Below are 21979 nucleotides of genomic sequence, written 5' to 3'. Positions count from 1 at the left end.
CCCCTCGCGGATGCGAAAAACGGTGACCTTCAGCCGCTCTGCTGCTTCTGTTCGGCGGTCATGACATGACCGCGCCGCTCAGCGGCTTCGAGCGCTTCGGCGAGCTTCTGGCACCTCTGTTCCAAGGCGCGCTCGTCCGAGAGGTTCGCTCCGATCTCGGCAAGAATTCTGGCGGCTTCGTTCAAGCGGGTATCGGACATGAGACAACCTGATTTCGGTTTCGCTGCTTTCGAACGAATGCCGGAGCGTGGCCTTTGTTCCGGAGCGCGAGCCGATGCTGGCTGGCTCAGGCCTTTCCCTCGTCCGTCTTCTTGAGCCCTTTCACGACGGCCCCGGCGAGCGGAACGAGCAGGCTCGGCAGGAGGCTGTCGAAGGGGTGACGGGCGAAACCCGTGATCGCCTGCCGCACGCCCCTGATCTCCTCGCGGACCTCGATCACTTGCTTCTGCAGGGCCAGCGCGTCGACCTCCAGGGCCTGAAGGGCGGCATTCCTGACCTCCAGGGCCAGCTCCATCTCCCGTCCCGGCTTTGCCCGGGCAGCGACCAGAAGGAGCAGCGCCGCGACCGCCAGGCTCGCCAGCGCGATGATGGCGGCGGCCCATATCGGACCCCAGACCTGCTCGAGGGCAAAGAACGCGGCCAGATTACCCATAAGAAAGGCGAAGGCGACTAGAAGAGCGGCGATGCCTTTCAGCCCGGAGCGGATCGCCACCTGCCGGAAGCGAATGTCGGCGATGATCGTCTCGGCCCGCCACAGGACGCGAAGGTTGCGGACAACGTCGTCCATCATGATGTCAGCCTCTTCCCAACAACCGCCCGACCGCGACACCCAGAACAAAGGCGGCGAGAACCGCCGCAATCGGGTGCTCGGCTATGGCGTCTTCCGTGTTCTCGGCAAGGCCGGAGAGAGCCTGGCCGAGCTCTCGCAGCTGCTCCTCCAGGCCGTCGGGCGCAGCCGCCCCGATGTTCGTCTCGGCATAGCGAGGAGCAGCCCCGTCCTGCGCGGACGGGGACCTGCGCGCCAAATCGGCCTGGAGAGCGCCGAGCTCTTCGTGGATGCTGTCCCGCCGCACCACGTTAGAGAGCCTTGCGAACCCGCTGGAAGGCATCCTTGAGCTCGGCCCCCAGAATCGTCAGGGCATCCCCGACGTCCCTGGCGCTGCGATTCAGCTCCGCCCTGCTCTCGAAAGCATCCCAGCGCTTTTCGATGGCCGACCATTCCTCCTGCAGCTCCTTCGAGCCCAGGTGGATCTTGAGCCTGATCTCGTCGCGGGTGCGCTTCAGGTCTTCGACGACTTGCGGAAATTCAGGCATGGTCTTTTCCTCATCAGGCAACCGGCGTCATGCGCCTTGCGATGACGAGGAAAGCATTACTCGAACAGCCAAGCTTTGCGGAAGATCAAATTCCTGCCGCCTTCCGCAGTGAGCGCTTCGGAGCCTATGCGATCTCGGAGGCCTGCGTCGTCATTCGCGCTTCGAGCCCGGCCTTCACGCCCGGCCATTCCTCACGGATGATGCTGTAGACCACCGTATCGCGCACATGTCCGTCCGGCATGATCATATGCCGGCGCAGGATGCCATCCAGCTTGGCGCCCAGACGCTCGATGGCGGCGCGCGACTGGTCGTTCAGCCGATGCGTCCGCAACTCGACCGCATTGCAGCCCAGGGTCTCGAAGGCGTGCCTGAGCATGAGGAATTTCGCATGGGTGTTGACGAAGGTGCGTTGCCAGGAGCGGGCGATCCAGGTCGTGCCGATCTCGACCCGGTGGTTCGCGGCGTCGATGTTCATGTAGCGGGTGGAGCCGATGACCCGGTCGCCGTCCCGGACCACCGTGGCGAAAGGAAGGGCCGACCCGGCGGCCTGGAGTTCGAGCGCCTTGCGAACATAATCCCCGAAGCCGTCGGGCGTCGGCACCGTCGTGGTCTTCTTCTCCCATAACGCGCCGTCGCTCGCGGCCGCGGCCAGAGCGGGAACGTCGTCCAGGCTGAGGGGCCGCAACACGAGGCGGTCCGTCGAGAGCGTCACGGGCTCGATATGAAGCATTTTTGTAGCGCCTTCCGATCTGCTGCTTTGTCCCCTATCGCGGCGGGCGGCGCAACAGTCGAAGGCATCTTCGATCAGGAGGCGCTTCATGCCTCCTGATCATGGGTCACGTTCTTCGGACCGATCTCTTCTCTGCTCAATTAAACAGATAGACGAAGCCGGGCAGGGTCACCGCCAGGCCGGCCAGAGCCCATGCTCCGGCAGCAGACCGCCAGCCGGCGCCGCCCGTCGTGTTGCGCAGGCGCTGGGCAAAGGAGGCGGCTTCCATGGTGCGGCCGCTCAGGCAGGAGCACAGAGCATAGTGCGCCTGTCCGTCCGACAGCTCGAAATAGTTCATGACGTCGCCGAGCTTGTCGCTCGCCAGGCCATCCGCCCGCAGGACGGGATCTTCATAGGCGACGGAGAGCGGGGAATCGTCCTGCCGGATCAAGGCACGCTCTGCCGGTGGCTTGTATTCGATTTCGCCGAGGGAGTTCAGGCGACGCGTCGGATTGCGCTCGAGAAGTTCGATCCAACGCTCAATTCGTTCTTGCCTCGTCAAAGACCGGGGCTGAACGTCGGCTACGCTACGGAGCTGATCTAGATGCTTGTGTTCCATCGATCTCCTCCTTGCCAATGGCCCGGCCGGCCGGATGACCGACCGAGGCATACGACACTACCCCGCTTGAGAGGCAAAAGTGCGACAAAGGGAGATGCGCAAAGGGATGACCGCTTTATTCCTCCGGCGCGTCCACGATGGGGTCGTAGCGGCTCACGTCGAAGCCTAGAAGGTTGAAGCTCTGTTGGATGTGGGGCGGCAGCGGCGCGGTCACGTCGATGGGCTTGCCCGTCCTCGGATGCGCGATCACGATGCGCCGCGCCAGAAGGTGCAGTTTGTTCTGGATACCGCCCGGCAGCTCCCAGTTCTCGATATCGAAGTACTTCGGATCTCCCACGATGGGATGCCCGATATGGGCGGTGTGCGCGCGCAGCTGGTGCGTGCGCCCCGTCACAGGCTTGAGCGACATCCATGCGAGCTTCTGCGCCGCCGTATCGATCACCGCGTAATAGGTCAGCGCATGGCTGGCGCCCTCGTCCCCGTGTTGGGCCACGCGCATGCGGGCATCGCCCTCGTCGCCTTCCTTCGCCAGATAGGTCGAGATCCGTCCCTGGCGGACGCGGGGCACGCCGGCGACCAGCGCCCAATAGATCTTGCGCGTGGTGCGCGACCGGAATGACTTCGCCATGGTCGATGCGGCGAACCGCGTCTTGGCGATCACGAGGCAGCCCGCCGTGTCCTTGTCGAGGCGGTGCACCAGGCGGGGCTTCTGCCCTTCCGCGTCGCGCATGGATTCGAGCAAGCCGTCCACATGTCGGGTGGTGCCCGAACCGCCCTGGACGGCGAGGCCCATGGGCTTGTTGATGATGAGGACATCCTTGTCCTCGTAGAGCGTGATGGACTTCAGGAAGTCGCGCTCGTCCTGCTCCTTGGCCGCGCTGCGGGCGACCGGCCTCGGCTGGTCGAGCTTGAGCGGCGGCACGCGGACCTTCTGACCCGCCTGGAGCCGCTCGTTGGGCTGCGCCCTCTTGCCGTCGATGCGCAACTCGCCCTTGCGGACGATACGCTGGATGTGGGTGAAGGCCAGCTGGGGGAAGCGGGCGACCAGGAAACGGTCGACGCGCATGTCCGCCTCGTCGGGCTCGACCACGAGGGTCTGCACCCCGGTGGCGAGGGTCTCCTGGGCCTCGGCCCTGGCCTGCGCCTTGGTGGGCTTGGGGGCCGCTTCCACTGCCGCGGGCTTTGCCCGCAGGGACGGCGCCGTGCGGGCCTTCGCTGCCGCAGGCTTGGCGGCGCGCGGCTTTGCCGGTCCGCTCTTGCGCGCAGGCCTGTCCTCGCGGGAGCGGAAGCCCTGCCGGGATCCTGCCCGTCCGCCGCGAGCGCCGTCTTTCTGTCCTGAACCGCTTTTTCTCATGAGATGTGGGTTACCAGAGCGCCGCGCGGGCGGCAATCGAGCACTACGCCGTCATTGCGCGCACAAGGGCGAGTCCGGCGACCAATCCGCCGATGGAGAGCAGGACGGAAGCCGCCACATAGCCGAGGGCCGTGCCCGGCGCTCCCCGCTCCCACAGGAGCACGGCATCGAGGGAGAAGGCGGAAAAAGTCGTGAAGCCGCCGAGGATGCCGGTCGTCAGGAACAGGCGAAGCGGCTGGCTCCACCCCTCCCCGGCCTTGAAGACGAACCACGCGGCGACAGCCCCCATGACGAACGAGCCGACGATATTGACCGTCAGCGTCCCCCACGGAAAAGCAGCGCCGAAGGCGCGGGCGCTCGCGAGATTGACCGCATGGCGAAGGGAACCGCCGATTCCGGCGCCGAGGAAGACGAGGAGAAAGGAGGTCATGCTTGGGATCGGTCCAGGCCGGACATTCCGCCTACTCCCCCTCGCCCCGCCGCTCCCGGCGCAGCCTCTCCCACCAGTCGATCCTCTTGCGGATCTCCCGCTCGAAGCCCCGGTCGACAGGCTCGTAGAAATGCTGGCGATCGAGCTTCTCGGGCCAGTAATCCTGCCCGGAGAAGGCGTCCGGCTCGTCGTGATCGTAGCGGTAGGTGGCGCCGTAGCCGATATTCTTCATCAGCTTGGTGGGCGCGTTGAGGATGGTCTTGGGCGGCATGAGGGAGCCGTGCTCCTTCGCCACCCGCATCGCGGCCTTGTAGGCGGTATAGACGGCGTTCGATTTCGGCGCCGTGGCGAGATAGACGGCAGCCTGCGCCAGGGCGAGTTCGCCTTCGGGCGAGCCCAGGAAGTCGAAGGCGTCCTTGGCGGCATTGGCGACGACGAGCGCCTGCGGATCGGCCAGCCCGATATCCTCGATGGCGGCCCGGACGAGACGGCGGGCGATGAACAGCCGGTCCTCGCCGGCGTCGAGCATCCGGGCGAGGTAATAGAGGGCGGCATCCGGATCCGAGCCCCGGATGGTCTTGTGCAGGGCGGAAATGAGGTTGTAGTGCCCCTCCTGCCCCTTGTCGTAAATGGGGGCCCGGCGCTGGATGATCTCCTGCAACTGCTCGGCATCGAAGGTCTCGCCCGGCTTGGCCGAGCGCCAGACCTCTTCCGCCAGCGTCAGCACGGCCCGTCCGTCGCCGTCGGCCATGCGCACGAGGGAATCCCTCGCCCCCTCGTCAAGCGGAAGGGACTTCCCCGTGATCTCCTCGGCCCTTAGCAGGATCTTCTGAATCGCCGCCTCATCGAGCGACTTGAAGATGAGGACGCGCGCCCGGGAAAGAAGGGCCGCGTTCAGCTCGAAGGACGGGTTCTCGGTCGTCGCGCCGACGAGGGTGATCGTGCCATCCTCCATCACCGGGAGGAAGGCATCGAGCTGGGCGCGGTTGAAACGGTGGATCTCGTCGACGAAGAGCAGGGTGCCCCGCCCCATGGACCGGCGGTGCCGGGCCGCCTCGAAAACCTTCTTGAGGTCCGCGACACCGGAAAATATCGCGGAGATCTGCTCGAAGTGAAGCTCGGTCTCATGCGCCAGGAGCCGCGCCACGGTGGTCTTGCCCGTGCCGGGCGGCCCCCAGAAGACAAGGGACCCGAGGGAGCCGGAAGCGATGAGCCGGGACAGGATGCCGTCCGGCCCGACAAGGTGATCCTGCCCCACGACCTCGGAGAGCCTGGTCGGCCGCATGCGGTCGGCCAGGGGCCGGGGCGCACTCTGGTCGAGGCCGGCGGATGAAAAGAGATCGCTCATGATTCCTGCACACTCGCACTTATGCGGAATCAATAGCCCAACAACGCGCCGCCGTCCCGCGCCTCAGCGGCCGAGCACGGTGGTGAAGACCCGTCCGCCCCGGCTGATGGTGATCTCCCAATAGCCTCCGGCCCGGTCGGCCATGCGCTGGGCATCCCGGGTCGAGGCTAGGCGCTCGCCGTTGATGGCGACGATCTGGTCGCCCTTCTGGAAGCCGAGGCTTGCGGCCACGCTCCGCTCGTCCAGCTCTGCGATGAGGACGCCGTCGTCGGTGATGTCGACCTGCATTTCCTCGGCCACGGCCGGCGACATGTTCACCAGCGTGGCGCCGGCAAGAGGCGACCGGGAGCGGATGCGCACCGGATCCCGGGGCGGGACTTCCGGAGGGGGCATGAGCCTCACCTGGATGACGATCTGCTTGCCGCCGCGCAGGATGGTGAGCGGCGTCTGTCCCTGGGTGCCTTTGAGGGTGAAGCGATATCCGAAGGCATCCGGATTATCGACCGCCTGTCCATCTACCGCCAGGATCGCATCCCCGCGCTTCAGGCCGGCCTCGAAGGCGGGCCCCTTGTCGTAGATCGAGGTGACGAGAACGCCGGTCGGGCGCTCCAGGCCGAGGCTAACGGCGATCTCGCCGTCCACGGGTTGCAGGCGGGCGCCGAGCCAGGGCCGGACCACATGGCGGGACCCTCCCCTGGCCGAATTGAGGACGACGCGCACCATGCTGGAGGGAATGGCGAAGCCGATGCCGATATTGCCGCCCGAGCGGGAGAAGATTGCCGTGTTGATGCCCACGAGGCGGCCGTTCATGTCGATGAGCGCGCCGCCCGAATTGCCCGGGTTGATGGCGGCGTCGGTCTGGATGAAGAACTGGTAGTCCGAGATCCCGACCTGCGTCCTCGCCAGTGCGGAGACGATGCCCTGGGTGACGGTCTGGCCGACGCCGAACGGGTTGCCGATGGCGAGCACGATGTCGCCCACCTGCAGGGCTTCCGAGTCCCCGAATTCGACGAACTGGAGATTGGATGCGTTCTTGAGCCGGAGCACGGCGAGGTCGGTGCGGGGATCGCGGAGGACGATATCGGCCTCGAATTCCCGGCGGTCGGCCAGGGCGACCTTCACCTCGTTCATGTTCTCGATCACGTGGTTGTTCGTGATCACCAGCCCCGACGGATCCACGATCACGCCCGAGCCGAGGGAGCTCTGGGACCGTCCGGGGGGCATGCCGGGCCCGCCGCCGTCGCCGAAGAACCGGCGGAAGAACTCCTCCATGGCGGCATTCTGCCGGCGCTCGGAGCGGGTGGCATAGACGTTCACCACCGCTCCGGTCGTCTTGCGGACGATGGGAGCAAAGGAGAGCTGGATCTGGGCACTGCTCTCGGGAGCGACGCGGGTCTGCGCCTGGACTCCCGTCCATCCGAGGATCATTGAGGCAACAAGGACCAGCAGGCGGTATGAAGCAAGGCGCATGAGGAGCGAATCCGTGAGTGACACCGGGCGAACTCGATAAGACGTGGTGACGAAAAAGCCAAATTCCAGCCGCGCCACCGAGGTCCATTCCGGGCAAAGAAAAAGGGCGGCCCGAAGACCGCCCTTTGAAACTTCATCGCCTCAAGGCTTACGCAGCCTCGACGACCTCTTCCTTCTGGGTCGGACCCGAATCCTGGCCGCGCGCATCCACGTCGCGGTCCACGAACTCGATCACGGCCATCGGGGCATTGTCGCCGTAGCGGAAGCCGGCCTTCAGGACGCGGGTGTAGCCACCCTGGCGCTCCTGGTAGCGCGGGCCGAGAACGGCGAAGAGCTTCTTCACCATGTCCTCGTCGCGGAGCTGCGACATGGCCAGGCGGCGGGCGTGCAGGTCGCCGCGCTTGCCGAGGGTAATGAGCTTCTCGACGACCGGACGGAGGTCCTTTGCCTTCGGCAGGGTCGTGACGATCTGCTCGTGCTTGATCAGCGCAGCCGCCATGTTGGCGAACATTGCTTTGCGGTGCTCGGTCGTGCGGTTGAAGCGACGACCACGGAATCCGTGACGCATGGCTTTCTCCTTGATCTTCCGGCCGCCGTGCCAAGGGACGACCGTCTCTCTTTTGATCCCGCCCTCGGGCGGGGACGAAAACGGGGACGCCGTTCAGCCGGCATCCCCGACAGGCTTAGTAGTGCTCTTCGAAGCGCTTGGCGAGATCTTCGATGTTCTCAGGCGGCCAGCCGGGCACGTCCATGCCGAGGTGGAGGCCCATGGAAGCGAGAACTTCTTTGATCTCGTTGAGCGACTTGCGGCCGAAGTTCGGGGTGCGGAGCATTTCCGCCTCGGACTTCTGGATGAGGTCGCCGATATAGACGATGTTGTCGTTCTTCAGGCAGTTCGCCGAACGGACCGACAGCTCGAGCTCGTCGACCTTCTTGAGCAGGGCCGGGTTGAAAGGCAGCTGCGGCGCGGCGGCGGCAGTCTCTTCCTTGCGGGGCTCTTCGAAGTTGACGAAAACCTGGAGCTGGTCCTGGAGGATGCGAGCCGCATAGGCGACGGCATCTTCCGGGGTGACGGCGCCGTTGGTCTCGACCGTCATGATGAGCTTGTCGTAGTCGAGAATCTGGCCCTCGCGGGTGTTCTCGATACGGTACGACACCTTCTTGACCGGGCTGTAGAGCGAGTCGACCGGGATGAGGCCGATCGGGGCATCCTCGGCGCGGTTGCGCTCGGCCGGGACATAGCCCTTGCCGGTATCGACCGTGAACTCCATGCGGATCTCGGCGCCCTCGTCGAGGGTGCAGAGAACGAGCTCGGGATTCAGGATCTGCACGTCGCCGACGGTGTTGATGTCACCTGCCGTAACGGCGCCGGGACCGGTCTTCCGGAGCGCCATGCGCTTCGGACCCTCGCCCTGCATCTTGATGGCGATCGTCTTCACGTTGAGGACGATATCGGTCACATCCTCGCGGACGCCCGGGATGGACGAGAACTCATGCAACACGCCGTCGATATGGATCGACGTCACCGCAGCGCCCTGGAGGGACGACAGCAGAACGCGGCGCAGGGAGTTGCCCAGCGTCGTGCCAAAGCCACGCTCGAGCGGCTCGGCCACAACGGTCGCGATGCGCTTCGGATCGTCGCCGGGGGAGACTTCGAGCTTATTGGGCTTAATCAGCTCTTGCCAGTTCTTCTGGATCACAACCACACCTCTTGCGGTACGGAATGAGGGCAGGCTTGCCACCCACCCTCAAAACCGGAACGCGCCCAGGACGAACCCGGGCGCTGGATGATCTTAGACGCGGCGACGCTTGCGCGGGCGGCAGCCGTTGTGCGGGATCGGCGTCACGTCACGGATCGAGGTGACGGTGAAGCCGGCCGACTGCAGGGCGCGCAGTGCGGATTCGCGACCGGAGCCGGGGCCCGAAACCTCGACCTCGAGGGTGCGCATGCCGTGCTCGGAAGCCTTGCGGGCGGCGTCTTCAGCCGCAACCTGCGCGGCGTAAGGGGTCGACTTGCGCGAGCCCTTGAAGCCCATGGCGCCAGCCGAGGACCAGGAGATCGTGTTGCCCTGGGCGTCGGTGATGGTGATCATGGTGTTGTTGAACGAGGCGTTCACGTGCGCCACGCCGGAGACGATGTTCTTGCGTTCGCGGCGGCGGACGCGGGTCGCTTCTTTAGCCATTCTTCTTCCAATCCTTCAAACGCGCCCGTCATGCCAGGCGCTCGGGACAAAGGCCGCCCTGGAAGGACGGCCGTCTGTTGATGATTACTTCTTCTTGCCGGCGATCGGCTTCGACTTGCCCTTGCGGGTGCGGGCGTTCGTGTGCGTACGCTGGCCGCGGACCGGCAGGCTGCGGCGGTGGCGCAGGCCACGATAGACGCCGAGGTCCATGAGACGCTTGATGTTCATGGAAACTTCGCGGCGCAGGTCGCCTTCCACGATGTAGTCGCGGTCGATCGTCTCACGGATCTGGAGCACTTCGGCGTCGGTCAGCTGGTTCACGCGGCGCTCGGCCGGGATGTTGACCTTCTCGACGATCTCCTGGGCCTTCTTGGCCCCGATGCCGTGGATGTACTGAAGCGCGATCACAACGCGCTTGTTGGTCGGGATGTTGACGCCTGCAATACGGGCCATCGTCCGTCTCCATGTAGCGAAGCCTTAAGCTTCTGGTGGTGTTATCGCGCGTCCGGTGGAGGCCGGCCCCTGCGCGGGTTTAGAGAACACAACAATCCGGAGCGGCTTCTCACGAAACCCTCCGGATAAGCAGGTTCTTTTGCAAGAGGCTTGCCCCCTAGCGCACCTGAGGCTGGAGGTCAAGCGCTTTTCGCAGGCCAGGGCACGAGGCCCCTGCCCTGTCAGCGGCCGAGGATGGCGCGGATCTCTTCCGTCACCTCGTCGATGGGCCGCATGCCGTCGACCGTCTTCAGCGCGCCTTTCCCGGCATAATAGGCCGAGAGCGGAGCCGTCTGATTACGGTAGGCCTCCAGACGGGTCTTGAACACGTCCGGGTTGTCGTCCTTGCGGACCGGCTCGCCCCGCGCCTCGGTCTCCTTGGCGCGCTTGACGATGCGGTCGACCAGTTCCGCCTCGTTCACCTTGAACTCGATCACATGGTCGAGCTTGAGGCCCTTCTCGGCCAGCATGGCGTCGAACGCCTCCGCCTGAGCGACCGTCCGCGGGAAACCGTCGAGGATGAAGCCGTTCCTGGCATCCGCCTCTTCGATCCGGTCCGCGATGATGCCGATGACGATGTCGTCCGACACGAGCGCCCCGGAATCCATGACCGCCTTAGCCTTCACGCCGACCGGCGTACCGGCGGCTACGGCTGCCCGGAGCATATCGCCGGTGGAAAGCTGGGGGATTCCCAGACGCTCCACCAGACGTACGGCCTGGGTGCCTTTTCCGGCCCCTGGCGGCCCCAGCAGGATGATTCTCATCGACGCCCCCCTGACTCCGTCGAGTCTCCCCGCCCCTCGGCGGGGATCAAGATCTTACCGTCGCCGCCCGCCCTTGAGCTTGGCTTTCTTCACGAGCCCTTCGTACTGGTGAGCCAGCAGATGGCCGTGGACCTGCGCGACCGTGTCCATGGTGACGGACACGACGATCAGGAGCGAGGTTCCGCCGAAGTAGAACGGAAGCGCCGCGTACGACACCAGGAACTCTGGAATCAGGCAGATGACGACCAGATAAGCTGCACCGACAACCGTGATACGAGTCAACACCTGATCGATGAATTCCGCGGTCCGCTCGCCGGGACGAATGCCCGGAATGAACCCGCCCTGCTTCTTGAGGTTGTCGGCCGTCTCCTGCGGATTGAACACGATCGCCGTGTAGAAGAAGGCGAAGAACACGATCAGCGCGGCATACAGGAACATGTAGGCCGGGCGCCCATGTGCCAGGTAGGTGGTCAGCATCGAGACGATGCCGGTCCCGTCCTGGGTGCTCTGGAAGCTGGCGATGGTGGCCGGCAGGAGCAGGAGCGACGACGCGAAGATCGGCGGGATCACGCCCGAGGTGTTGAGCTTGAGCGGCAGGAACGACGTCTGGCCTTCGTACATCCGATTGCCGACCTGGCGCTTCGGATAGTTGATTAGCAGACGCCGCTGCGCGCGCTCCATGAAGACCACGAAGTAGATGATGGCGATCGCCATCACGATCACGCCGATGATGAGGCCCGTGGAGATCGCGCCCTGCCGGCCGAGCTCGAGCGTACCGGCGATGGCCGACGGCAGGTTGGCCACGATTCCGGCGAAGATGATCAGCGAGGTGCCGTTGCCGATGCCGCGCGAGGTGATCTGCTCGCCGAGCCACATCAGAAACAGGGTGCCGCCGGTCAGGGTGATGACCGCCGTGACCACGAAGAAGAGGCCGGGATCCTGCACGATGCTGCCCGAGCTTTGCAGGCCCACGGCGATGCCCCAGGACTGGAACACCGCGAGCAGAACGGTGAGGTAGCGGGTGTACTGATTGAGGATCTTGCGCCCCGCCTCGCCTTCCTTCTTCAGCGCCTCCAACGACGGAAGAACCGACGTGAGCAGCTGGATAATGATCGAGGCCGAGATGTACGGCATGATGTTGAGGGCGAAGATCGCCATGCGCTCGACGGCACCGCCGGAGAACATGTTGAAGAGACCCAGCACACCGCCGCTGGCGCTCTGGAAGCTCTGGCGAAGAGCTTCGGGATCGATGCCGGGCAGCGGGATGTAGGTGCCGAGACGGTAGACGATGAGCGCACCGAGGGTAAACCAAATGCGCTTCTTCAACTCCTCGGCTTTGGCGATCGAACCAAAATTGATGTTTGCCGCAAGTTGTTCGGCTGCTGAAGCCATGTTCCGTCCCCGAAATACTAGGATACGTGATGTCGATCACGCAAACGGCGGCCTCGCGATCAGACGCGGGCCGCCGCTTGGTCATTCAATGTGGGCGCTGGCTCACGCCTGTGCAACGGCGCCCAGAAGGGTCACCGAACCACCCGCCTTCTCGATGGCCTCGACGGCCGACTTGGACGCGCCCGCGACCTGGAACGAGAGCTTGGTCTTCAGCTCGCCCACGCCGAGGATCTTCACGCCGTCGCGCGGCTTGGAGACGATGCCGGCGGCGAACAGGGCCTCGTTGGTGACCGGCGTGCCCGCATCGAGCTTGCCGGCCTCGACGGCCTGCTGGATACGGCCGAGGTTGACCTCGTTCAGCTCGATCGCGTTCGGCTTGTTGAAGCCGCGCTTCGGCAGACGGCGATGCAGAGGCATCTGACCGCCTTCGAAGCCCTTGATCGAGACGCCGGTACGCGCCTTCTGACCCTTGACGCCGCGTCCGCCGGTCTTGCCCTTGCCGGAGCCGATACCACGGCCGACACGCATCCGGTTCTTCGTAGCGCCTTCGTTGTCACGAATTTCGTTGAGTTTCATGACGCTCTCCTCACTGCCCGTCGACAACGCGCACGAGGTGCTTGACCTTTTCGATCATGCCGCGAACCGCAGGCGTGTCTTCCAAGGTCGAAGTACGGTGAAGCTTGTTGAGCTTGAGGCCGACCAGCGTCTGGCGCTGCTTGGCTTCACGGCGGATCGGCGAACCGATCTGCTCAACGGTGATGGTCTTTGCCGCATCGGCGGCAGGCTGCTTCGCCATGGATCCAGCCTCCCTTACGCTTCAGCGCCGACGGCTTCTTCGGAGCCGGCATCGCGACGGCGAGCCTGCAGCGTCGAAACCTTGAGACCACGACGAGCGGCGACCGAACGCGGGCTGTCCTCGTTCTTGAGCGCATCGAAGGTGGCGCGCACGAGGTTGTACGGGTTCGACGAGCCGAGCGACTTGGCGACCACGTCCTGCATGCCGAGCGTCTCGAACACTGCGCGCATCGGACCGCCGGCGATGATGCCGGTACCCTGAGGAGCAGCGCGGAGCACGACCTTGCCGGCGCCGTGGCGGCCGTTCACGTCGTGATGCAGCGTGCGGCCCTCGCGGAGCGCGACGCGGATCATGGAACGCTTCGCAGCGTCGGTTGCCTTGCGGATCGCCTCCGGCACCTCACGGGCCTTGCCGTGGCCGAAGCCGACGCGGCCCTTCTGGTCGCCGACGACCACCAGGGCGGCGAAGCCGAAGCGGCGTCCGCCCTTCACGACCTTCGCGACGCGGTTGATGTGCACCAACCGATCGACGAATTCGCTGTCGCGCTCTTCGCGATCAGCACGTTCTCTTGGTTCTCTAGCCATGAGACCTCTCACTTGCGCGGGCGGCGGGCCCGCTCGCTAAGGGTTTTGATCAAAACCCGCCGTTAGAAATCGAGACCACCCTCGCGAGCCGCGTCGGCCAGAGCCTTCACGCGACCGTGGAAGAGATAGCCGGACCGGTCGAAGATGACCTGCTTCACGCCGGCAGCAGCCGCGCGCTCAGCCACGAGCCGCCCAACTTCCTTCGCCGCATCGACGGTGGCGCCGGTCTTGAGCTTGCCGCGCAGGTCCTTCTCGAGGGTCGACGCCGAAGCGACGGTGTGACCGCGCTCGTCGTCGATGATTTGGGCATAGATCTGCTTGGACGAACGGAAGACCGACAAACGCGGACGACCATTCGCTGCCTTCTTGATCGCACGGCGCACACGAGCCTTGCGGCGATCTTCGGCGCCTTTCTTCTCAGCCATGATACGTCGTCCTTACTTCTTCTTGCCTTCCTTGCGGAAGATGAATTCGTCGGCATACTTGACGCCCTTGCCCTTGTAGGGCTCCGGACCGCGGTATTCGCGGATCTCTGCGGCAGTCTGGCCGACCTTCTGCTTGTCGATGCCCGCGACGACGACTTCCGTCGGCTTCGGCGTCGTGATCGTCACGCCGGCCGGGATTTCGTAGTCGATGTCGTGGCTGTAGCCCAGCGAGAGCTTCAGCACCTTGCCGGCAACGGCAGCGCGGTAACCGACGCCGTTGATCTCAAGACGCTTCTCGAAGCCCTTGGACACGCCCTCGACCAGGTTCGCCACCTGAGCGCGGGCCATGCCCCACTTCGCACGGGCCGTCTTGGACTCGTCGCGCGGGTTCACCGACACGGCGCAGTCCTCGAGAACGACCGACACTTCTTCGGGAACGAGGAACGAGAGTTCGCCCTTCGTGCCCTTCACCTTCACCATCTGACCGTCGACGGTCGCCGTCACACCGGACGGAACCGAAACGGGCTTCTTGCCTACTCGGGACATTCTGGAATCTCCGTGGTTCTGTGCTGTGCCTGAGGTCTTAGAAGACCTTGCAGAGCACTTCGCCGCCCACGTTCTTCTCCCGGGCCTCATGATCGGCCATCACGCCCTGGGGCGTCGAGAGGATCGTGATTCCGAGGCCGTCGGCGACGCGCGGCATGGTATCGACGGATGCGTACACGCGGCGGCCCGGCTTGGAGACGCGCTCGATGGAGCGGATCACCGGCTGGCCGTCATAGTACTTGAGCTCGATCGAAAACTCCGTCCGGCCATTGCCGAACTCGGTCTGCGAATAGTCGCGGATGTAGCCCTCGTTCTTCAGAACTTCGAGGACGCGGGCGCGAAGCTTCGAGCCGGGGGTCATAACCGAACCGCGACGGCGCATCTGCGCGTTGCGGATACGGGTGAGCATATCGCCCAACGGATCGTTCACCATCAGATGCCCTCCCTTACCAGCTGGACTTCACGAGGCCCGGAATCAGGCCCTTGGAACCGAGTTCGCGAAGAGCGATACGGGACATGCCGAGCTTGCGGTAGTACGCACGCGGACGGCCGGTCACTTCGCAGCGATTCCGGATACGGGTGGGGCTCGAGTTGCGGGGCAGCTCGGCCAGCTTGAGGCGCGCCTCGAAGCGCTCCTCCATGGACTTCGTCTCGTCGTTGGCGGTCGCCAGCAGACGCTCGCGGCGTCCGGCGTACTGCTTCACGAGCTTGCGACGAAGCTTGTTCTTCTCAATAGAGCTTTTCTTAGCCATTCGATCTATCTCCAGTGTCCGCGTCTGAGGACAGCTATCCTCACTGCCGGAACGGGAAGTTGAAGTGACGGAGCAGCGCACGGGCTTCGTCGTCGGTCTTCGCCGTGGTGGCGATGATGACGTCCATACCCCAAACCTGCTCAGCCTTGTCGTAGTTGATCTCAGGGAACACCAGGTGCTCCTTGATACCGAGCGCATAGTTGCCGCGGCCGTCGAACGACTTGGGGTTCAGGCCCCGGAAGTCGCGGACGCGGGGAAGCGCGATCGTCACGAGGCGATCCATGAACTCGTACATGCGAGCCTTGCGCAGCGTGACCTTGGCGCCGATCGGCATGCCCTCGCGGACCTTGAACTGCGAGATCGCCTTGCGGGCCTTCGTGATCACCGGCTTCTGGCCGGCGATGAGAGCGAGATCGCCAGCGGCGACCGAGGCCTTCTTCGAGTCGGCCGTCGACTCGCCGACGCCCATGTTGAGGACGATCTTGGTGATCGTCGGCACTTCCATGGGGTTCTTGTAGCCGAATTCTTCGATCAGCTTCGGACGCACCACTTCCTCGTAGTGCTTCTTCAGCCGCGGCGTGTAGCCGTCCACCTGAGCCTTAGCCATCGATCAGGTCTCCCGAACGCTTGGCGAAACGAACCTTGCGGCCGTCTTCCAGAACCTTGAAACCAACCCGGGTCGGCTTGCCGTCCTTCGGGTCTGCATAAGCCAGGTTCGACAGGTGGATCGGCGCCTCTTTCGAGATGATGCCGCCCTCTTGTGCTGCCGTCTGGCGCTGGTGGCGCTTCACCAGGTTGACGCCGCGGACGACCGCGCGCTCTTCCTTCGGAATCACCTGCACGACTTCACCGGTCTTGCCCTTGTCGCGACCGGTCAGGACGACGACCTTGTCGCCCTTCTTGATCTTCGCGGCCATTAGAGCACCTCCGGCGCAAGCGAAATGATCTTCATGTGGTTCTTGGCACGCAGTTCGCGGGGAACGGGGCCGAAGATACGGGTACCGACCGGCTCTTTCTGATTGTTGATCAGAACGGCCGCGTTCCGGTCGAACCGGATGACGGAGCCGTCGGCGCGACGGATGTCCTTGGCGGTGCGCACGACGACCGCCTTCATGACGTCGCCCTTCTTCACGCGGCCGCGCGGAATAGCCTCTTTTACGGAGACGACGATAATATCGCCGACAGAAGCGTACTTACGCTTCGAACCGCCGAGAACCTTGATGCACATCACGCGACGGGCGCCGGAATTGTCGGCGACGTCAAGATTCGTCTGCATCTGGATCATGGCTTTGATCCTTTCCTTTGTTTCAGACAGGTTTCCGGGCCAAGGCACGATTGCCTTCCCGGACTACGCCTGACGGGGATCTGACGTCCCCTGCCCTTCATGTCGAGAAAGGCGGCCGTATACACGAGCCGCCCCCGTTAGACAACCCCAAAACGTAGGCTGATTAAGCCTTCGCTTCGTTGACGAGCACCCAGGTCTTGAGTTTGGACAGCGGACGGGACTCCTCGATGAAGACCGTATCGCCAACCTTGGCAGTGTTGTTCTCGTCGTGGGCGTGGTAGTTCTTCGTCTTACGCACGGTCTTTTTCATGACCGGATGCGTGAAACGGCGTTCCACCTTCACGACGACCGTCTTGTCCTGCTTATCGCTGACAACGACGCCTTGCAAAACGCGCTTTGGCATCTTGAATCCCTCTTAAGCCTTCGCCGAGGCCGTTTTCTGGCGCTGCAGCGTCTTGACGCGGGCGATGTCCCTGCGGACCTGGCGGACGCGTCCGGTGTTTTCGAGCTGCCCCGTCGCCCGCTGGAAGCGCAGGTTGAACTGCTCCTTCTTCAGGTTCAGGAGCTCGTCCGAGAGCTGGTCCGTCGTCATCGCGTTGAGGTCAGAGGTTCTCTGCTTCGACTTCATGATTCCCTCCTTACTCAGCAATGCGCTGGATGAAGCGCACCTTGATCGGGAGCTTGGCCGCGCCGAGACGAAGCGCCTCGCGGGCGACATCCTCCGGCACGCCGTCGATCTCGAACATGATACGGCCGGGCTTGACCTTGGCGGCCCAGTATTCCGGAGCGCCCTTGCCCTTACCCATACGCACTTCGGTCGGCTTCGTCGACACGGGCACGTCCGGGAAGATCCGGATCCACACGCGACCGGCGCGCTTCATGGCGCGGGTGATCGCGCGGCGGGCCGCCTCGATCTGACGAGCGTTCACACGCTCGGGTTCCATCGCCTTCAGGCCGAACTGGCCGAAGTTGAGGTCCGTACCGCCCTTCGCAGTGCCGGAAATGCGGCCCTTGAACTGCTTACGGAACTTGGTTTTCTTCGGTTGCAACATGGCAAACCTCTCCTGCCCTCTCGGTTACGCCGCCTGCTCGCGGCGACCACCGGAACGGCCACCTTCGTCGTTCATCCGCTTGTCCTGGGCCATCGGGTCGTGCTCAAGGATTTCACCCTTGAAGATCCAGACCTTGATGCCGCAGGTGCCGTAGGTCGTGAAGGCCGTCGACGTGCCGTAATCCACATCCGCACGGAGCGTATGCAGCGGAACGCGACCCTCGCGATACCATTCCAGACGGGCGATTTCCGCGCCGCCGAGACGGCCCGAGCAGTTGATCCGGATGCCCTCGGCGCCCAGACGCATCGCCGACTGAACGGCGCGCTTCATGGCGCGGCGGAACGCAACGCGGCGCTCCAGCTGCTGGGCGATCGAATCCGCCACCAGGGTAGCGTCGACTTCCGGCTTGCGGACCTCGACGATGTTGATCGACACATCCGCATCCGTCATCTTGCTGACGGTCTTGCGGAGCTTCTCGATGTCGGCGCCCTTCTTGCCGATCACCACGCCCGGACGGCCCGAGTGAATGGTGACGCGGCACTTCTTGTGCGGACGCTCGATCACGATCTTCGAAACGGCGGCCTGCTTGAGCTGCTTCATGAGAGCTTCGCGGATCGCCATGTCCTCATGCATCAGCTTGGCGTACTCGCCCTTGCCGGCGAACCAGCGCGAGTCCCAGGTCCGGTTGATGCCGAGCCGAAGACCAATCGGGTTAACTTTCTGACCCATCTGGTTCTCCTTTACGCCTGTTCGGCGACTTCCCGAACCACGATCGTGAGGTTCGAGAACGGCTTCATGATACGAGCGCCCCGGCCACGGGCCCGGGCATGGAAGCGCTTCATGACGAGCGCCTTGCCGACGAAAGCCTGGCTGACGACGAGATCGTCCACATCGAGGTTGTGGTTGTTCTCGGCGTTGGCGATGGCGCTCTCGAGGCACTTCTTGACGTCACGAGCAATCCGCTTGCGGGAGAACTCGAGATCGGCAAGCGCCGTGGAAACCTTCTTGCCGCGGATGAGGGCCGCAACAAGATTGAGCTTCTGAGGGCTGACGCGCAGCATGCGAGCGACGGCTTGAGCCTCTTGATCGCTCAGTGCGCGAGGAGTCGCGGCCTTACCCATCTTACTTCCTCTTCGCCTTCTTGTCCGCTGCGTGACCGTGGAAGGTGCGGGTCGGCGAGAACTCGCCGAACTTGTGCCCAACCATCTCCTCGCTCACGTAGACGGGGATGTGCTTCTGACCGTTGTAGACCCCGAAAGTGAGGCCCACGAACTGCGGGAGGATCGTGGAGCGGCGGCTCCAGATCTTGATGACCTCGGAGCGGCCCGCACCACGGGCAGCCTCGGCCTTCTTGAGGAGGTAGCCGTCGACGAACGGACCCTTCCAAAGCGAACGTGCCATGACGTGCCTCTATCCTTACTTCTTCCGTGCGTGGCGGCTCGACACGATGAACTTGTCGGTCCGCTTGTTCGAACGGGTTTTCTTGCCCTTGGTCGGAATACCCCACGGGGTCACCGGATGGCGACCGCCCGAGGTACGGCCCTCACCACCACCGTGCGGGTGGTCGATCGGGTTCATGGCAACGCCGCGGTTGTGCGGACGCTTGCCGAGCCACCGGTTACGACCGGCCTTACCGGCCGACGTGTTCATGTGGTCGGGGTTCGACACGGCGCCGACGGTGGCGAAGCACTGGCCATGGACCAGGCGCTGTTCGCCGGAGTTCAGGCGGACCGTCACGTAGCCCTGGTCACGACCCACGATCTGGGCGTAGGTACCGGCGGAGCGGGCGATAGCGCCGCCACGGCCGATCTTCAGCTCCACGTTGTGGATGATCGTTCCCACCGGCATGTTGCCGATCGGCATCGCATTGCCCGGCTTGATGTCGACCTGCTCGCCGGCCGAAACCTGATCGCCGACAGCCAGACGCTGCGGGGCCAGGATGTAGGACAGCTCGCCGTCGGCGTAGCGGATCAGCGCGATGAAGGCGCTGCGGTTCGGATCGTACTCGATCCGATCCACCGTCGCGACGTCGCCCATGCGCCCGCGGCGCTTGAAGTCGACGTTGCGCAGGGTGCGCTTGTGACCACCGCCGCGGAAGCGGACGGTGACACGGCCGAGGTTGTTGCGGCCGCCGGAGGAGCTCTTGCCCTCCGTCAGCGCCTTGACCGGCTTGCCCTTGTAGAGCTCGCTGCGGTCGACGATCACCAGCTGGCGCAGGCCGGGGGTGATTGGTTTGAAAGTCTTCAAAGCCATCGGATCACTCTCTCGTCCGATCAGAGGCCCGTCGTGATGTCGATGGCCTGGCCCTCTTCGAGGGTCACAACCGCCTTCTTCACGTCCGACCGCTGGCCGCGGGTGCCGCGGAACATCTTCACCTTGCCCTTGGTGACGAGCGTGTTGACGCTCTTCACCTTGACATCGAACAGCTTCTCAACCGCTTCCTTGATCTGCGGCTTCGTCGCATCGGTCCGCACCTTGAAGACAACCTTGTTCTGCTCGGACAGGGTCGTAGCCTTCTCGGTGATGACCGGGCTTACGATCACATCGTAATGGCGCGGGTCCAGGCTCATTTGAAGCGCGCCTCCAGCGCATCGACAGCCGCCTTCGTGAGAACGAGCTTCTCGCGACGCAGGATGTCATAGACGTTGATGCCCTGCACCGGCAGGACGTCGATGTTCGGGATGTTGCGAGCAGCCCGCTGGAAGTTCGCCTCGATCTCGGCACCGCCGATGATCAGGGCATTCGCCAGACCGAGCTTGCCGAACCGCTCCACGAGAGCCTTCGTCTTGGGCTCGGAGAGCTGCACGTCATCGACGACGATGAGCGAAGCGTCCTTGGCCTTGGACGAGAGCGCATGCTTCAGAGCAAGAGCGCGGACCTTCTTGGGCAGGTCGTGTGCATGGCTGCGGACCTGCGGGCCGAAGGCACGACCGCCGCCCCGGAACTGGGGAGCGCTCGCGGCGCCGTGGCGGGCGCTGCCGGTGCCCTTCTGCTTGTAGACCTTCTTGGTCGTCCGGTCGATGTCCGAACGGTTCTTCACGGCGTGCGTGCCGGCCTGGCGCTTCGCGAGCTGCCAGCGGACGCAACGGGCAAGCAGATCGGCGCGAGGATCGAGACCGAAAATGGCCTCGTCCAGATCGACCGAGCCGGCCTTGGCGCCCTCAAGCGTGGTGATATCGAGCTTCATCACGCATTCTCCTCTTGGGCTTCAACTGCCGGAGCGGCCGGTACAGCGTTGTCGCCGTTCGAACGGAAGGCGCCGGGCATCGGCACATCCTTCGGCAGCTTGCGCTTCACCGCGTCACGGACGAAGATCCAGCCGCCGGCGACGCCCGGAACGGCGCCTTCGACGAGGATCAGACCGCGCTCGACGTCGGTCGACACGACGCGCAGGTTCTGCGTCGTCACGCGCTCGACACCGAGGTGACCCGGCATCTTCTTGTTCTTGAACGTCTTGCCCGGATCCTGGCGACCACCGGTCGAACCGATGGAGCGGTGGGAGACCGACACGCCGTGCGTGGCGCGAAGGCCGCCGAAGTTCCAGCGCTTCATACCACCGGCAAAGCCCTTACCGGTCGTGATGCCTGTGACATCGACGAACTGGCCGGCAATGAAGTGGTCGGCGGTGATCTCGGCGCCCACCGGGATGACGGCATCCTCGGAGACGCGGAACTCCGCAAGCTTGCGCTTGGGCTCGACCTGGGCGACGGCGAAACGGCCGCGCTCAGCCTTCGAGACGTTCTTGACCTTGGCCTTGCCGACGCCGACCTGCAGCGCGGTGTAGCCGTTCTTTTCCTTGGTCCGGTGGGCGACCACTTGGCACTGGTCGACCTTCAGAACCGTGACCGGGACATGTTCACCTGCATCCGTGAAGATGCGGGTCATTCCCAATTTCTGTGCAATGACGCCTGAGCGCATGTGCGTATCCTCTCGACGTGTCTACCGTAAGCTCCAAGCGCGAGGCTTAGAGCTTGATCTCCACGTCCACGCCCGCCGCAAGATCGAGCTTCATCAGCGCGTCGACGGTCTGGGGGGTGGGGTCCACGATATCGAGAACGCGCTTGTGAGTGCGCATCTCGAACTGCTCACGCGACTTCTTGTCGATGTGAGGCGAGCGAAGAACCGTAAAGCGTTCGATACGGGTCGGCAGCGGGATGGGCCCGCGTACCTGGGCACCGGTCCGCTTCGCAGTCGACACGATTTCCCGTGTCGAAGCGTCGAGGATCCGATGGTCGAACGCCTTAAGGCGAATGCGAATGTTCTGACCGTTCATGGGTTGACCTCAACAAGGGAGAAGACCGGCCGAAACCGGCCTACTCCTTTGATCCTCTTAAAACTTAATCCATGACCTGAGCGACGACGCCGGCACCGACGGTGCGGCCGCCCTCACGGATGGCGAAGCGCAGCTTCTCCTCCATGGCGATCGGCACGATCAGCTCGACATCCATGGTGATGTTGTCGCCC

38 protein-coding genes are annotated in these 21979 nt (G+C 64.2%); all 38 read right to left on the bottom strand.

All coding sequences use genetic code 11. The features are described 5' to 3' along the window. Positions 1–29 precede the first annotated feature (29 nt). Positions 30–200, bottom strand: a complete 171-nt coding sequence (locus LGR44_RS10830; protein ID WP_226740275.1) for a hypothetical protein — start codon at positions 198–200, stop codon at positions 30–32. An 86-nt stretch (positions 201–286) separates the two neighbouring features. Continuing rightward, positions 287–790: a phage holin family protein gene (locus tag LGR44_RS10825; protein ID WP_226740273.1), complete on the bottom strand. Its 504-nt coding sequence runs from the start codon at positions 788–790 to the stop codon at positions 287–289. A gap of 4 nt (positions 791–794) precedes the next feature. Continuing rightward, the gene (locus LGR44_RS10820; protein ID WP_226740272.1) at positions 795–1109 is read right to left on the bottom strand and encodes a hypothetical protein; all 315 of its coding nucleotides are present in this window, start codon (positions 1107–1109) and stop codon (positions 795–797) included. Then, positions 1078–1314 carry a hypothetical protein gene (locus tag LGR44_RS10815; RefSeq protein ID WP_226740270.1) on the bottom strand — a complete coding sequence of 79 codons (237 nt, stop codon included), beginning with the start codon at positions 1312–1314 and terminating at the stop codon, positions 1078–1080. Before LGR44_RS10815 ends, LGR44_RS10820 begins: the two co-directional genes overlap by 32 nt. Positions 1315–1438: 124 nt before the next feature. Beyond that, on the bottom strand, positions 1439–2044 hold the full coding sequence (locus LGR44_RS10810; protein WP_226740268.1) for a GNAT family N-acetyltransferase: 606 nt from the start codon (positions 2042–2044) through the stop codon (positions 1439–1441). A gap of 136 nt (positions 2045–2180) precedes the next feature. Next, on the bottom strand, positions 2181–2474 hold the full coding sequence (locus tag LGR44_RS10805; RefSeq protein WP_226740266.1) for a hypothetical protein: 294 nt from the start codon (positions 2472–2474) through the stop codon (positions 2181–2183). Between the two features lie 283 nt (positions 2475–2757). Further along, on the bottom strand, positions 2758–3996 hold the full coding sequence (locus tag LGR44_RS10800; protein WP_226740264.1) for an RluA family pseudouridine synthase: 1239 nt from the start codon (positions 3994–3996) through the stop codon (positions 2758–2760). Positions 3997–4039: 43 nt separating this feature from the next. Continuing rightward, complete coding sequence (gene crcB, locus LGR44_RS10795) at positions 4040–4426, bottom strand: fluoride efflux transporter CrcB (protein ID WP_226740262.1); 387 nt, start codon at positions 4424–4426, stop codon at positions 4040–4042. Positions 4427–4457: 31 nt separating this feature from the next. Further along, positions 4458–5774: a replication-associated recombination protein A gene (locus LGR44_RS10790; RefSeq protein WP_226740260.1), complete on the bottom strand. Its 1317-nt coding sequence runs from the start codon at positions 5772–5774 to the stop codon at positions 4458–4460. 63 nt (positions 5775–5837) lie between these two features. Then, positions 5838–7202: a Do family serine endopeptidase gene (locus LGR44_RS10785; RefSeq protein ID WP_226740482.1), complete on the bottom strand. Its 1365-nt coding sequence runs from the start codon at positions 7200–7202 to the stop codon at positions 5838–5840. A 190-nt stretch (positions 7203–7392) separates the two neighbouring features. Continuing rightward, on the bottom strand, positions 7393–7812 hold the full coding sequence (gene rplQ / locus LGR44_RS10780) for a 50S ribosomal protein L17 (RefSeq protein ID WP_226740258.1): 420 nt from the start codon (positions 7810–7812) through the stop codon (positions 7393–7395). 115 nt (positions 7813–7927) lie between these two features. Then, positions 7928–8950, bottom strand: coding sequence for a DNA-directed RNA polymerase subunit alpha (locus LGR44_RS10775; RefSeq protein ID WP_377035154.1), 1023 nt, complete (start codon positions 8948–8950; stop codon positions 7928–7930). An 87-nt stretch (positions 8951–9037) separates the two neighbouring features. Then, positions 9038–9427 (bottom strand): 30S ribosomal protein S11, encoded by a 390-nt coding sequence (gene rpsK, locus LGR44_RS10770; RefSeq protein ID WP_047186967.1) that lies wholly within the window; start codon positions 9425–9427, stop codon positions 9038–9040. Between the two features lie 84 nt (positions 9428–9511). Beyond that, a complete protein-coding gene (rpsM, locus tag LGR44_RS10765) occupies positions 9512–9880 on the bottom strand; it encodes a 30S ribosomal protein S13 (protein ID WP_226740253.1) in 369 nt (122 codons plus the stop codon). Between the two features lie 221 nt (positions 9881–10101). Beyond that, positions 10102–10683 (bottom strand): adenylate kinase, encoded by a 582-nt coding sequence (locus tag LGR44_RS10760; protein WP_226740252.1) that lies wholly within the window; start codon positions 10681–10683, stop codon positions 10102–10104. A 54-nt stretch (positions 10684–10737) separates the two neighbouring features. Beyond that, complete coding sequence (gene secY / locus LGR44_RS10755) at positions 10738–12075, bottom strand: preprotein translocase subunit SecY (RefSeq protein WP_226740250.1); 1338 nt, start codon at positions 12073–12075, stop codon at positions 10738–10740. A 102-nt stretch (positions 12076–12177) separates the two neighbouring features. Continuing rightward, on the bottom strand, positions 12178–12651 hold the full coding sequence (gene rplO / locus LGR44_RS10750) for a 50S ribosomal protein L15 (RefSeq protein ID WP_226740248.1): 474 nt from the start codon (positions 12649–12651) through the stop codon (positions 12178–12180). A gap of 10 nt (positions 12652–12661) precedes the next feature. Further along, positions 12662–12871, bottom strand: a complete 210-nt coding sequence (gene rpmD, locus LGR44_RS10745; RefSeq protein ID WP_226740246.1) for a 50S ribosomal protein L30 — start codon at positions 12869–12871, stop codon at positions 12662–12664. A gap of 14 nt (positions 12872–12885) precedes the next feature. Beyond that, on the bottom strand, positions 12886–13455 hold the full coding sequence (gene rpsE / locus LGR44_RS10740; RefSeq protein WP_226740244.1) for a 30S ribosomal protein S5: 570 nt from the start codon (positions 13453–13455) through the stop codon (positions 12886–12888). A gap of 62 nt (positions 13456–13517) precedes the next feature. Then, the gene (gene rplR / locus LGR44_RS10735; RefSeq protein ID WP_226740242.1) at positions 13518–13880 is read right to left on the bottom strand and encodes a 50S ribosomal protein L18; all 363 of its coding nucleotides are present in this window, start codon (positions 13878–13880) and stop codon (positions 13518–13520) included. A gap of 12 nt (positions 13881–13892) precedes the next feature. Further along, on the bottom strand, positions 13893–14426 hold the full coding sequence (gene rplF / locus LGR44_RS10730) for a 50S ribosomal protein L6 (protein WP_226740239.1): 534 nt from the start codon (positions 14424–14426) through the stop codon (positions 13893–13895). Between the two features lie 37 nt (positions 14427–14463). Continuing rightward, the gene (gene rpsH / locus LGR44_RS10725) at positions 14464–14859 is read right to left on the bottom strand and encodes a 30S ribosomal protein S8 (protein ID WP_226740237.1); all 396 of its coding nucleotides are present in this window, start codon (positions 14857–14859) and stop codon (positions 14464–14466) included. A 13-nt stretch (positions 14860–14872) separates the two neighbouring features. Next, positions 14873–15178 carry a 30S ribosomal protein S14 gene (gene rpsN / locus LGR44_RS10720; RefSeq protein WP_226740235.1) on the bottom strand — a complete coding sequence of 102 codons (306 nt, stop codon included), beginning with the start codon at positions 15176–15178 and terminating at the stop codon, positions 14873–14875. A 40-nt stretch (positions 15179–15218) separates the two neighbouring features. Beyond that, positions 15219–15785 (bottom strand): 50S ribosomal protein L5, encoded by a 567-nt coding sequence (gene rplE / locus LGR44_RS10715; protein WP_226740233.1) that lies wholly within the window; start codon positions 15783–15785, stop codon positions 15219–15221. Continuing rightward, positions 15778–16095 (bottom strand): 50S ribosomal protein L24, encoded by a 318-nt coding sequence (gene rplX / locus LGR44_RS10710; RefSeq protein ID WP_226740231.1) that lies wholly within the window; start codon positions 16093–16095, stop codon positions 15778–15780. The genes rplE and rplX overlap by 8 nt, the downstream gene beginning before the upstream one ends. Beyond that, positions 16095–16463 (bottom strand): 50S ribosomal protein L14, encoded by a 369-nt coding sequence (gene rplN, locus LGR44_RS10705; protein ID WP_009764309.1) that lies wholly within the window; start codon positions 16461–16463, stop codon positions 16095–16097. The genes rplX and rplN overlap by 1 nt, the downstream gene beginning before the upstream one ends. A gap of 163 nt (positions 16464–16626) precedes the next feature. Then, a complete protein-coding gene (gene rpsQ / locus LGR44_RS10700) occupies positions 16627–16866 on the bottom strand; it encodes a 30S ribosomal protein S17 (protein ID WP_226740229.1) in 240 nt (79 codons plus the stop codon). Between the two features lie 12 nt (positions 16867–16878). Then, the gene (rpmC, locus tag LGR44_RS10695) at positions 16879–17091 is read right to left on the bottom strand and encodes a 50S ribosomal protein L29 (RefSeq protein WP_226740227.1); all 213 of its coding nucleotides are present in this window, start codon (positions 17089–17091) and stop codon (positions 16879–16881) included. Between the two features lie 10 nt (positions 17092–17101). Beyond that, positions 17102–17515 carry a 50S ribosomal protein L16 gene (gene rplP / locus LGR44_RS10690; protein ID WP_226740225.1) on the bottom strand — a complete coding sequence of 138 codons (414 nt, stop codon included), beginning with the start codon at positions 17513–17515 and terminating at the stop codon, positions 17102–17104. 24 nt (positions 17516–17539) lie between these two features. Continuing rightward, positions 17540–18244 carry a 30S ribosomal protein S3 gene (gene rpsC, locus LGR44_RS10685; protein ID WP_226740223.1) on the bottom strand — a complete coding sequence of 235 codons (705 nt, stop codon included), beginning with the start codon at positions 18242–18244 and terminating at the stop codon, positions 17540–17542. A gap of 11 nt (positions 18245–18255) precedes the next feature. Further along, a complete protein-coding gene (gene rplV, locus LGR44_RS10680) occupies positions 18256–18636 on the bottom strand; it encodes a 50S ribosomal protein L22 (protein ID WP_114187984.1) in 381 nt (126 codons plus the stop codon). 1 nt (position 18637) lies between these two features. Beyond that, entirely contained in the window at positions 18638–18916 is a 279-nt protein-coding gene (gene rpsS, locus LGR44_RS10675) for a 30S ribosomal protein S19 (RefSeq protein WP_114187985.1), read from the bottom strand. 15 nt (positions 18917–18931) lie between these two features. After that, a complete protein-coding gene (gene rplB, locus LGR44_RS10670; protein WP_226740221.1) occupies positions 18932–19768 on the bottom strand; it encodes a 50S ribosomal protein L2 in 837 nt (278 codons plus the stop codon). Between the two features lie 20 nt (positions 19769–19788). After that, positions 19789–20085, bottom strand: a complete 297-nt coding sequence (locus LGR44_RS10665) for a 50S ribosomal protein L23 (RefSeq protein ID WP_226740219.1) — start codon at positions 20083–20085, stop codon at positions 19789–19791. Beyond that, positions 20082–20702, bottom strand: coding sequence for a 50S ribosomal protein L4 (gene rplD / locus LGR44_RS10660; protein WP_226740217.1), 621 nt, complete (start codon positions 20700–20702; stop codon positions 20082–20084). The genes LGR44_RS10665 and rplD overlap by 4 nt, the downstream gene beginning before the upstream one ends. Continuing rightward, on the bottom strand, positions 20702–21433 hold the full coding sequence (rplC, locus tag LGR44_RS10655) for a 50S ribosomal protein L3 (RefSeq protein ID WP_226740215.1): 732 nt from the start codon (positions 21431–21433) through the stop codon (positions 20702–20704). Before rplC ends, rplD begins: the two co-directional genes overlap by 1 nt. A 46-nt stretch (positions 21434–21479) precedes the next feature. Continuing rightward, entirely contained in the window at positions 21480–21788 is a 309-nt protein-coding gene (gene rpsJ, locus LGR44_RS10650) for a 30S ribosomal protein S10 (protein WP_009764298.1), read from the bottom strand. Between the two features lie 64 nt (positions 21789–21852). After that, the coding region (locus tag LGR44_RS10645; RefSeq protein WP_449871015.1) for an EF-Tu C-terminal domain-related protein at positions 21853–21979 on the bottom strand (127 nt) is incomplete at its 5' end.

The sequence above is a fragment of the Microvirga lenta genome, from assembly GCF_020532555.1.
GTDB lineage: Bacteria > Pseudomonadota > Alphaproteobacteria > Rhizobiales > Beijerinckiaceae > Microvirga > Microvirga lenta.
The sequence above is the reverse complement of the archived record's forward strand: the minus strand, read 5'-3'. Positions and strand labels throughout refer to the sequence as shown.

What these genes read in the sequence shown, in the direction of transcription:
- secY (WP_226740250.1), bottom strand. Translation starts at nt 12,075, where the DNA reads ATGGCTTCAGCAGCCGAACAACTTGCGGCAAACATCAATTTTGGTTCG.
- rpsS (WP_114187985.1), bottom strand. Translation starts at nt 18,916, where the DNA reads ATGGCACGTTCGCTTTGGAAGGGTCCGTTCGTCGACGGCTACCTCCTC.
- LGR44_RS10810 (WP_226740268.1), bottom strand. Translation starts at nt 2,044, where the DNA reads ATGCTTCATATCGAGCCCGTGACGCTCTCGACGGACCGCCTCGTGTTG.
- rplE (WP_226740233.1), bottom strand. Translation starts at nt 15,785, where the DNA reads ATGGCTAAGGCTCAGGTGGACGGCTACACGCCGCGGCTGAAGAAGCAC.
- LGR44_RS10760 (WP_226740252.1), bottom strand. Translation starts at nt 10,683, where the DNA reads ATGAGAATCATCCTGCTGGGGCCGCCAGGGGCCGGAAAAGGCACCCAG.
- LGR44_RS10830 (WP_226740275.1), bottom strand. Translation starts at nt 200, where the DNA reads ATGTCCGATACCCGCTTGAACGAAGCCGCCAGAATTCTTGCCGAGATC.
- rplP (WP_226740225.1), bottom strand. Translation starts at nt 17,515, where the DNA reads ATGTTGCAACCGAAGAAAACCAAGTTCCGTAAGCAGTTCAAGGGCCGC.
- rpsM (WP_226740253.1), bottom strand. Translation starts at nt 9,880, where the DNA reads ATGGCCCGTATTGCAGGCGTCAACATCCCGACCAACAAGCGCGTTGTG.
- rplX (WP_226740231.1), bottom strand. Translation starts at nt 16,095, where the DNA reads ATGGCCGCGAAGATCAAGAAGGGCGACAAGGTCGTCGTCCTGACCGGT.
- rplQ (WP_226740258.1), bottom strand. Translation starts at nt 7,812, where the DNA reads ATGCGTCACGGATTCCGTGGTCGTCGCTTCAACCGCACGACCGAGCAC.
- rplF (WP_226740239.1), bottom strand. Translation starts at nt 14,426, where the DNA reads ATGTCCCGAGTAGGCAAGAAGCCCGTTTCGGTTCCGTCCGGTGTGACG.
- rpsH (WP_226740237.1), bottom strand. Translation starts at nt 14,859, where the DNA reads ATGGTGAACGATCCGTTGGGCGATATGCTCACCCGTATCCGCAACGCG.
- rpsN (WP_226740235.1), bottom strand. Translation starts at nt 15,178, where the DNA reads ATGGCTAAGAAAAGCTCTATTGAGAAGAACAAGCTTCGTCGCAAGCTC.
- rplV (WP_114187984.1), bottom strand. Translation starts at nt 18,636, where the DNA reads ATGGGTAAGGCCGCGACTCCTCGCGCACTGAGCGATCAAGAGGCTCAA.
- LGR44_RS10825 (WP_226740273.1), bottom strand. Translation starts at nt 790, where the DNA reads ATGATGGACGACGTTGTCCGCAACCTTCGCGTCCTGTGGCGGGCCGAG.
- LGR44_RS10820 (WP_226740272.1), bottom strand. Translation starts at nt 1,109, where the DNA reads ATGCCTTCCAGCGGGTTCGCAAGGCTCTCTAACGTGGTGCGGCGGGAC.
- rplO (WP_226740248.1), bottom strand. Translation starts at nt 12,651, where the DNA reads ATGAAACTCAACGAAATTCGTGACAACGAAGGCGCTACGAAGAACCGG.
- rplN (WP_009764309.1), bottom strand. Translation starts at nt 16,463, where the DNA reads ATGATCCAGATGCAGACGAATCTTGACGTCGCCGACAATTCCGGCGCC.
- rplR (WP_226740242.1), bottom strand. Translation starts at nt 13,880, where the DNA reads ATGGCTGAGAAGAAAGGCGCCGAAGATCGCCGCAAGGCTCGTGTGCGC.
- rpmC (WP_226740227.1), bottom strand. Translation starts at nt 17,091, where the DNA reads ATGAAGTCGAAGCAGAGAACCTCTGACCTCAACGCGATGACGACGGAC.
- rpsJ (WP_009764298.1), bottom strand. Translation starts at nt 21,788, where the DNA reads ATGAACGGTCAGAACATTCGCATTCGCCTTAAGGCGTTCGACCATCGG.
- rpsE (WP_226740244.1), bottom strand. Translation starts at nt 13,455, where the DNA reads ATGGCTAGAGAACCAAGAGAACGTGCTGATCGCGAAGAGCGCGACAGC.
- rplB (WP_226740221.1), bottom strand. Translation starts at nt 19,768, where the DNA reads ATGGCTTTGAAGACTTTCAAACCAATCACCCCCGGCCTGCGCCAGCTG.
- LGR44_RS10815 (WP_226740270.1), bottom strand. Translation starts at nt 1,314, where the DNA reads ATGCCTGAATTTCCGCAAGTCGTCGAAGACCTGAAGCGCACCCGCGAC.
- rpsK (WP_047186967.1), bottom strand. Translation starts at nt 9,427, where the DNA reads ATGGCTAAAGAAGCGACCCGCGTCCGCCGCCGCGAACGCAAGAACATC.
- rpmD (WP_226740246.1), bottom strand. Translation starts at nt 12,871, where the DNA reads ATGGCGAAGCAGCCTGCCGCCGATGCGGCAAAGACCATCACCGTTGAG.
- rpsC (WP_226740223.1), bottom strand. Translation starts at nt 18,244, where the DNA reads ATGGGTCAGAAAGTTAACCCGATTGGTCTTCGGCTCGGCATCAACCGG.
- rplD (WP_226740217.1), bottom strand. Translation starts at nt 20,702, where the DNA reads ATGAAGCTCGATATCACCACGCTTGAGGGCGCCAAGGCCGGCTCGGTC.
- LGR44_RS10790 (WP_226740260.1), bottom strand. Translation starts at nt 5,774, where the DNA reads ATGAGCGATCTCTTTTCATCCGCCGGCCTCGACCAGAGTGCGCCCCGG.
- crcB (WP_226740262.1), bottom strand. Translation starts at nt 4,426, where the DNA reads ATGACCTCCTTTCTCCTCGTCTTCCTCGGCGCCGGAATCGGCGGTTCC.
- LGR44_RS10665 (WP_226740219.1), bottom strand. Translation starts at nt 20,085, where the DNA reads ATGAGCCTGGACCCGCGCCATTACGATGTGATCGTAAGCCCGGTCATC.
- rplC (WP_226740215.1), bottom strand. Translation starts at nt 21,433, where the DNA reads ATGCGCTCAGGCGTCATTGCACAGAAATTGGGAATGACCCGCATCTTC.
- LGR44_RS10785 (WP_226740482.1), bottom strand. Translation starts at nt 7,202, where the DNA reads ATGATCCTCGGATGGACGGGAGTCCAGGCGCAGACCCGCGTCGCTCCC.
- rpsQ (WP_226740229.1), bottom strand. Translation starts at nt 16,866, where the DNA reads ATGCCAAAGCGCGTTTTGCAAGGCGTCGTTGTCAGCGATAAGCAGGAC.
- LGR44_RS10800 (WP_226740264.1), bottom strand. Translation starts at nt 3,996, where the DNA reads ATGAGAAAAAGCGGTTCAGGACAGAAAGACGGCGCTCGCGGCGGACGG.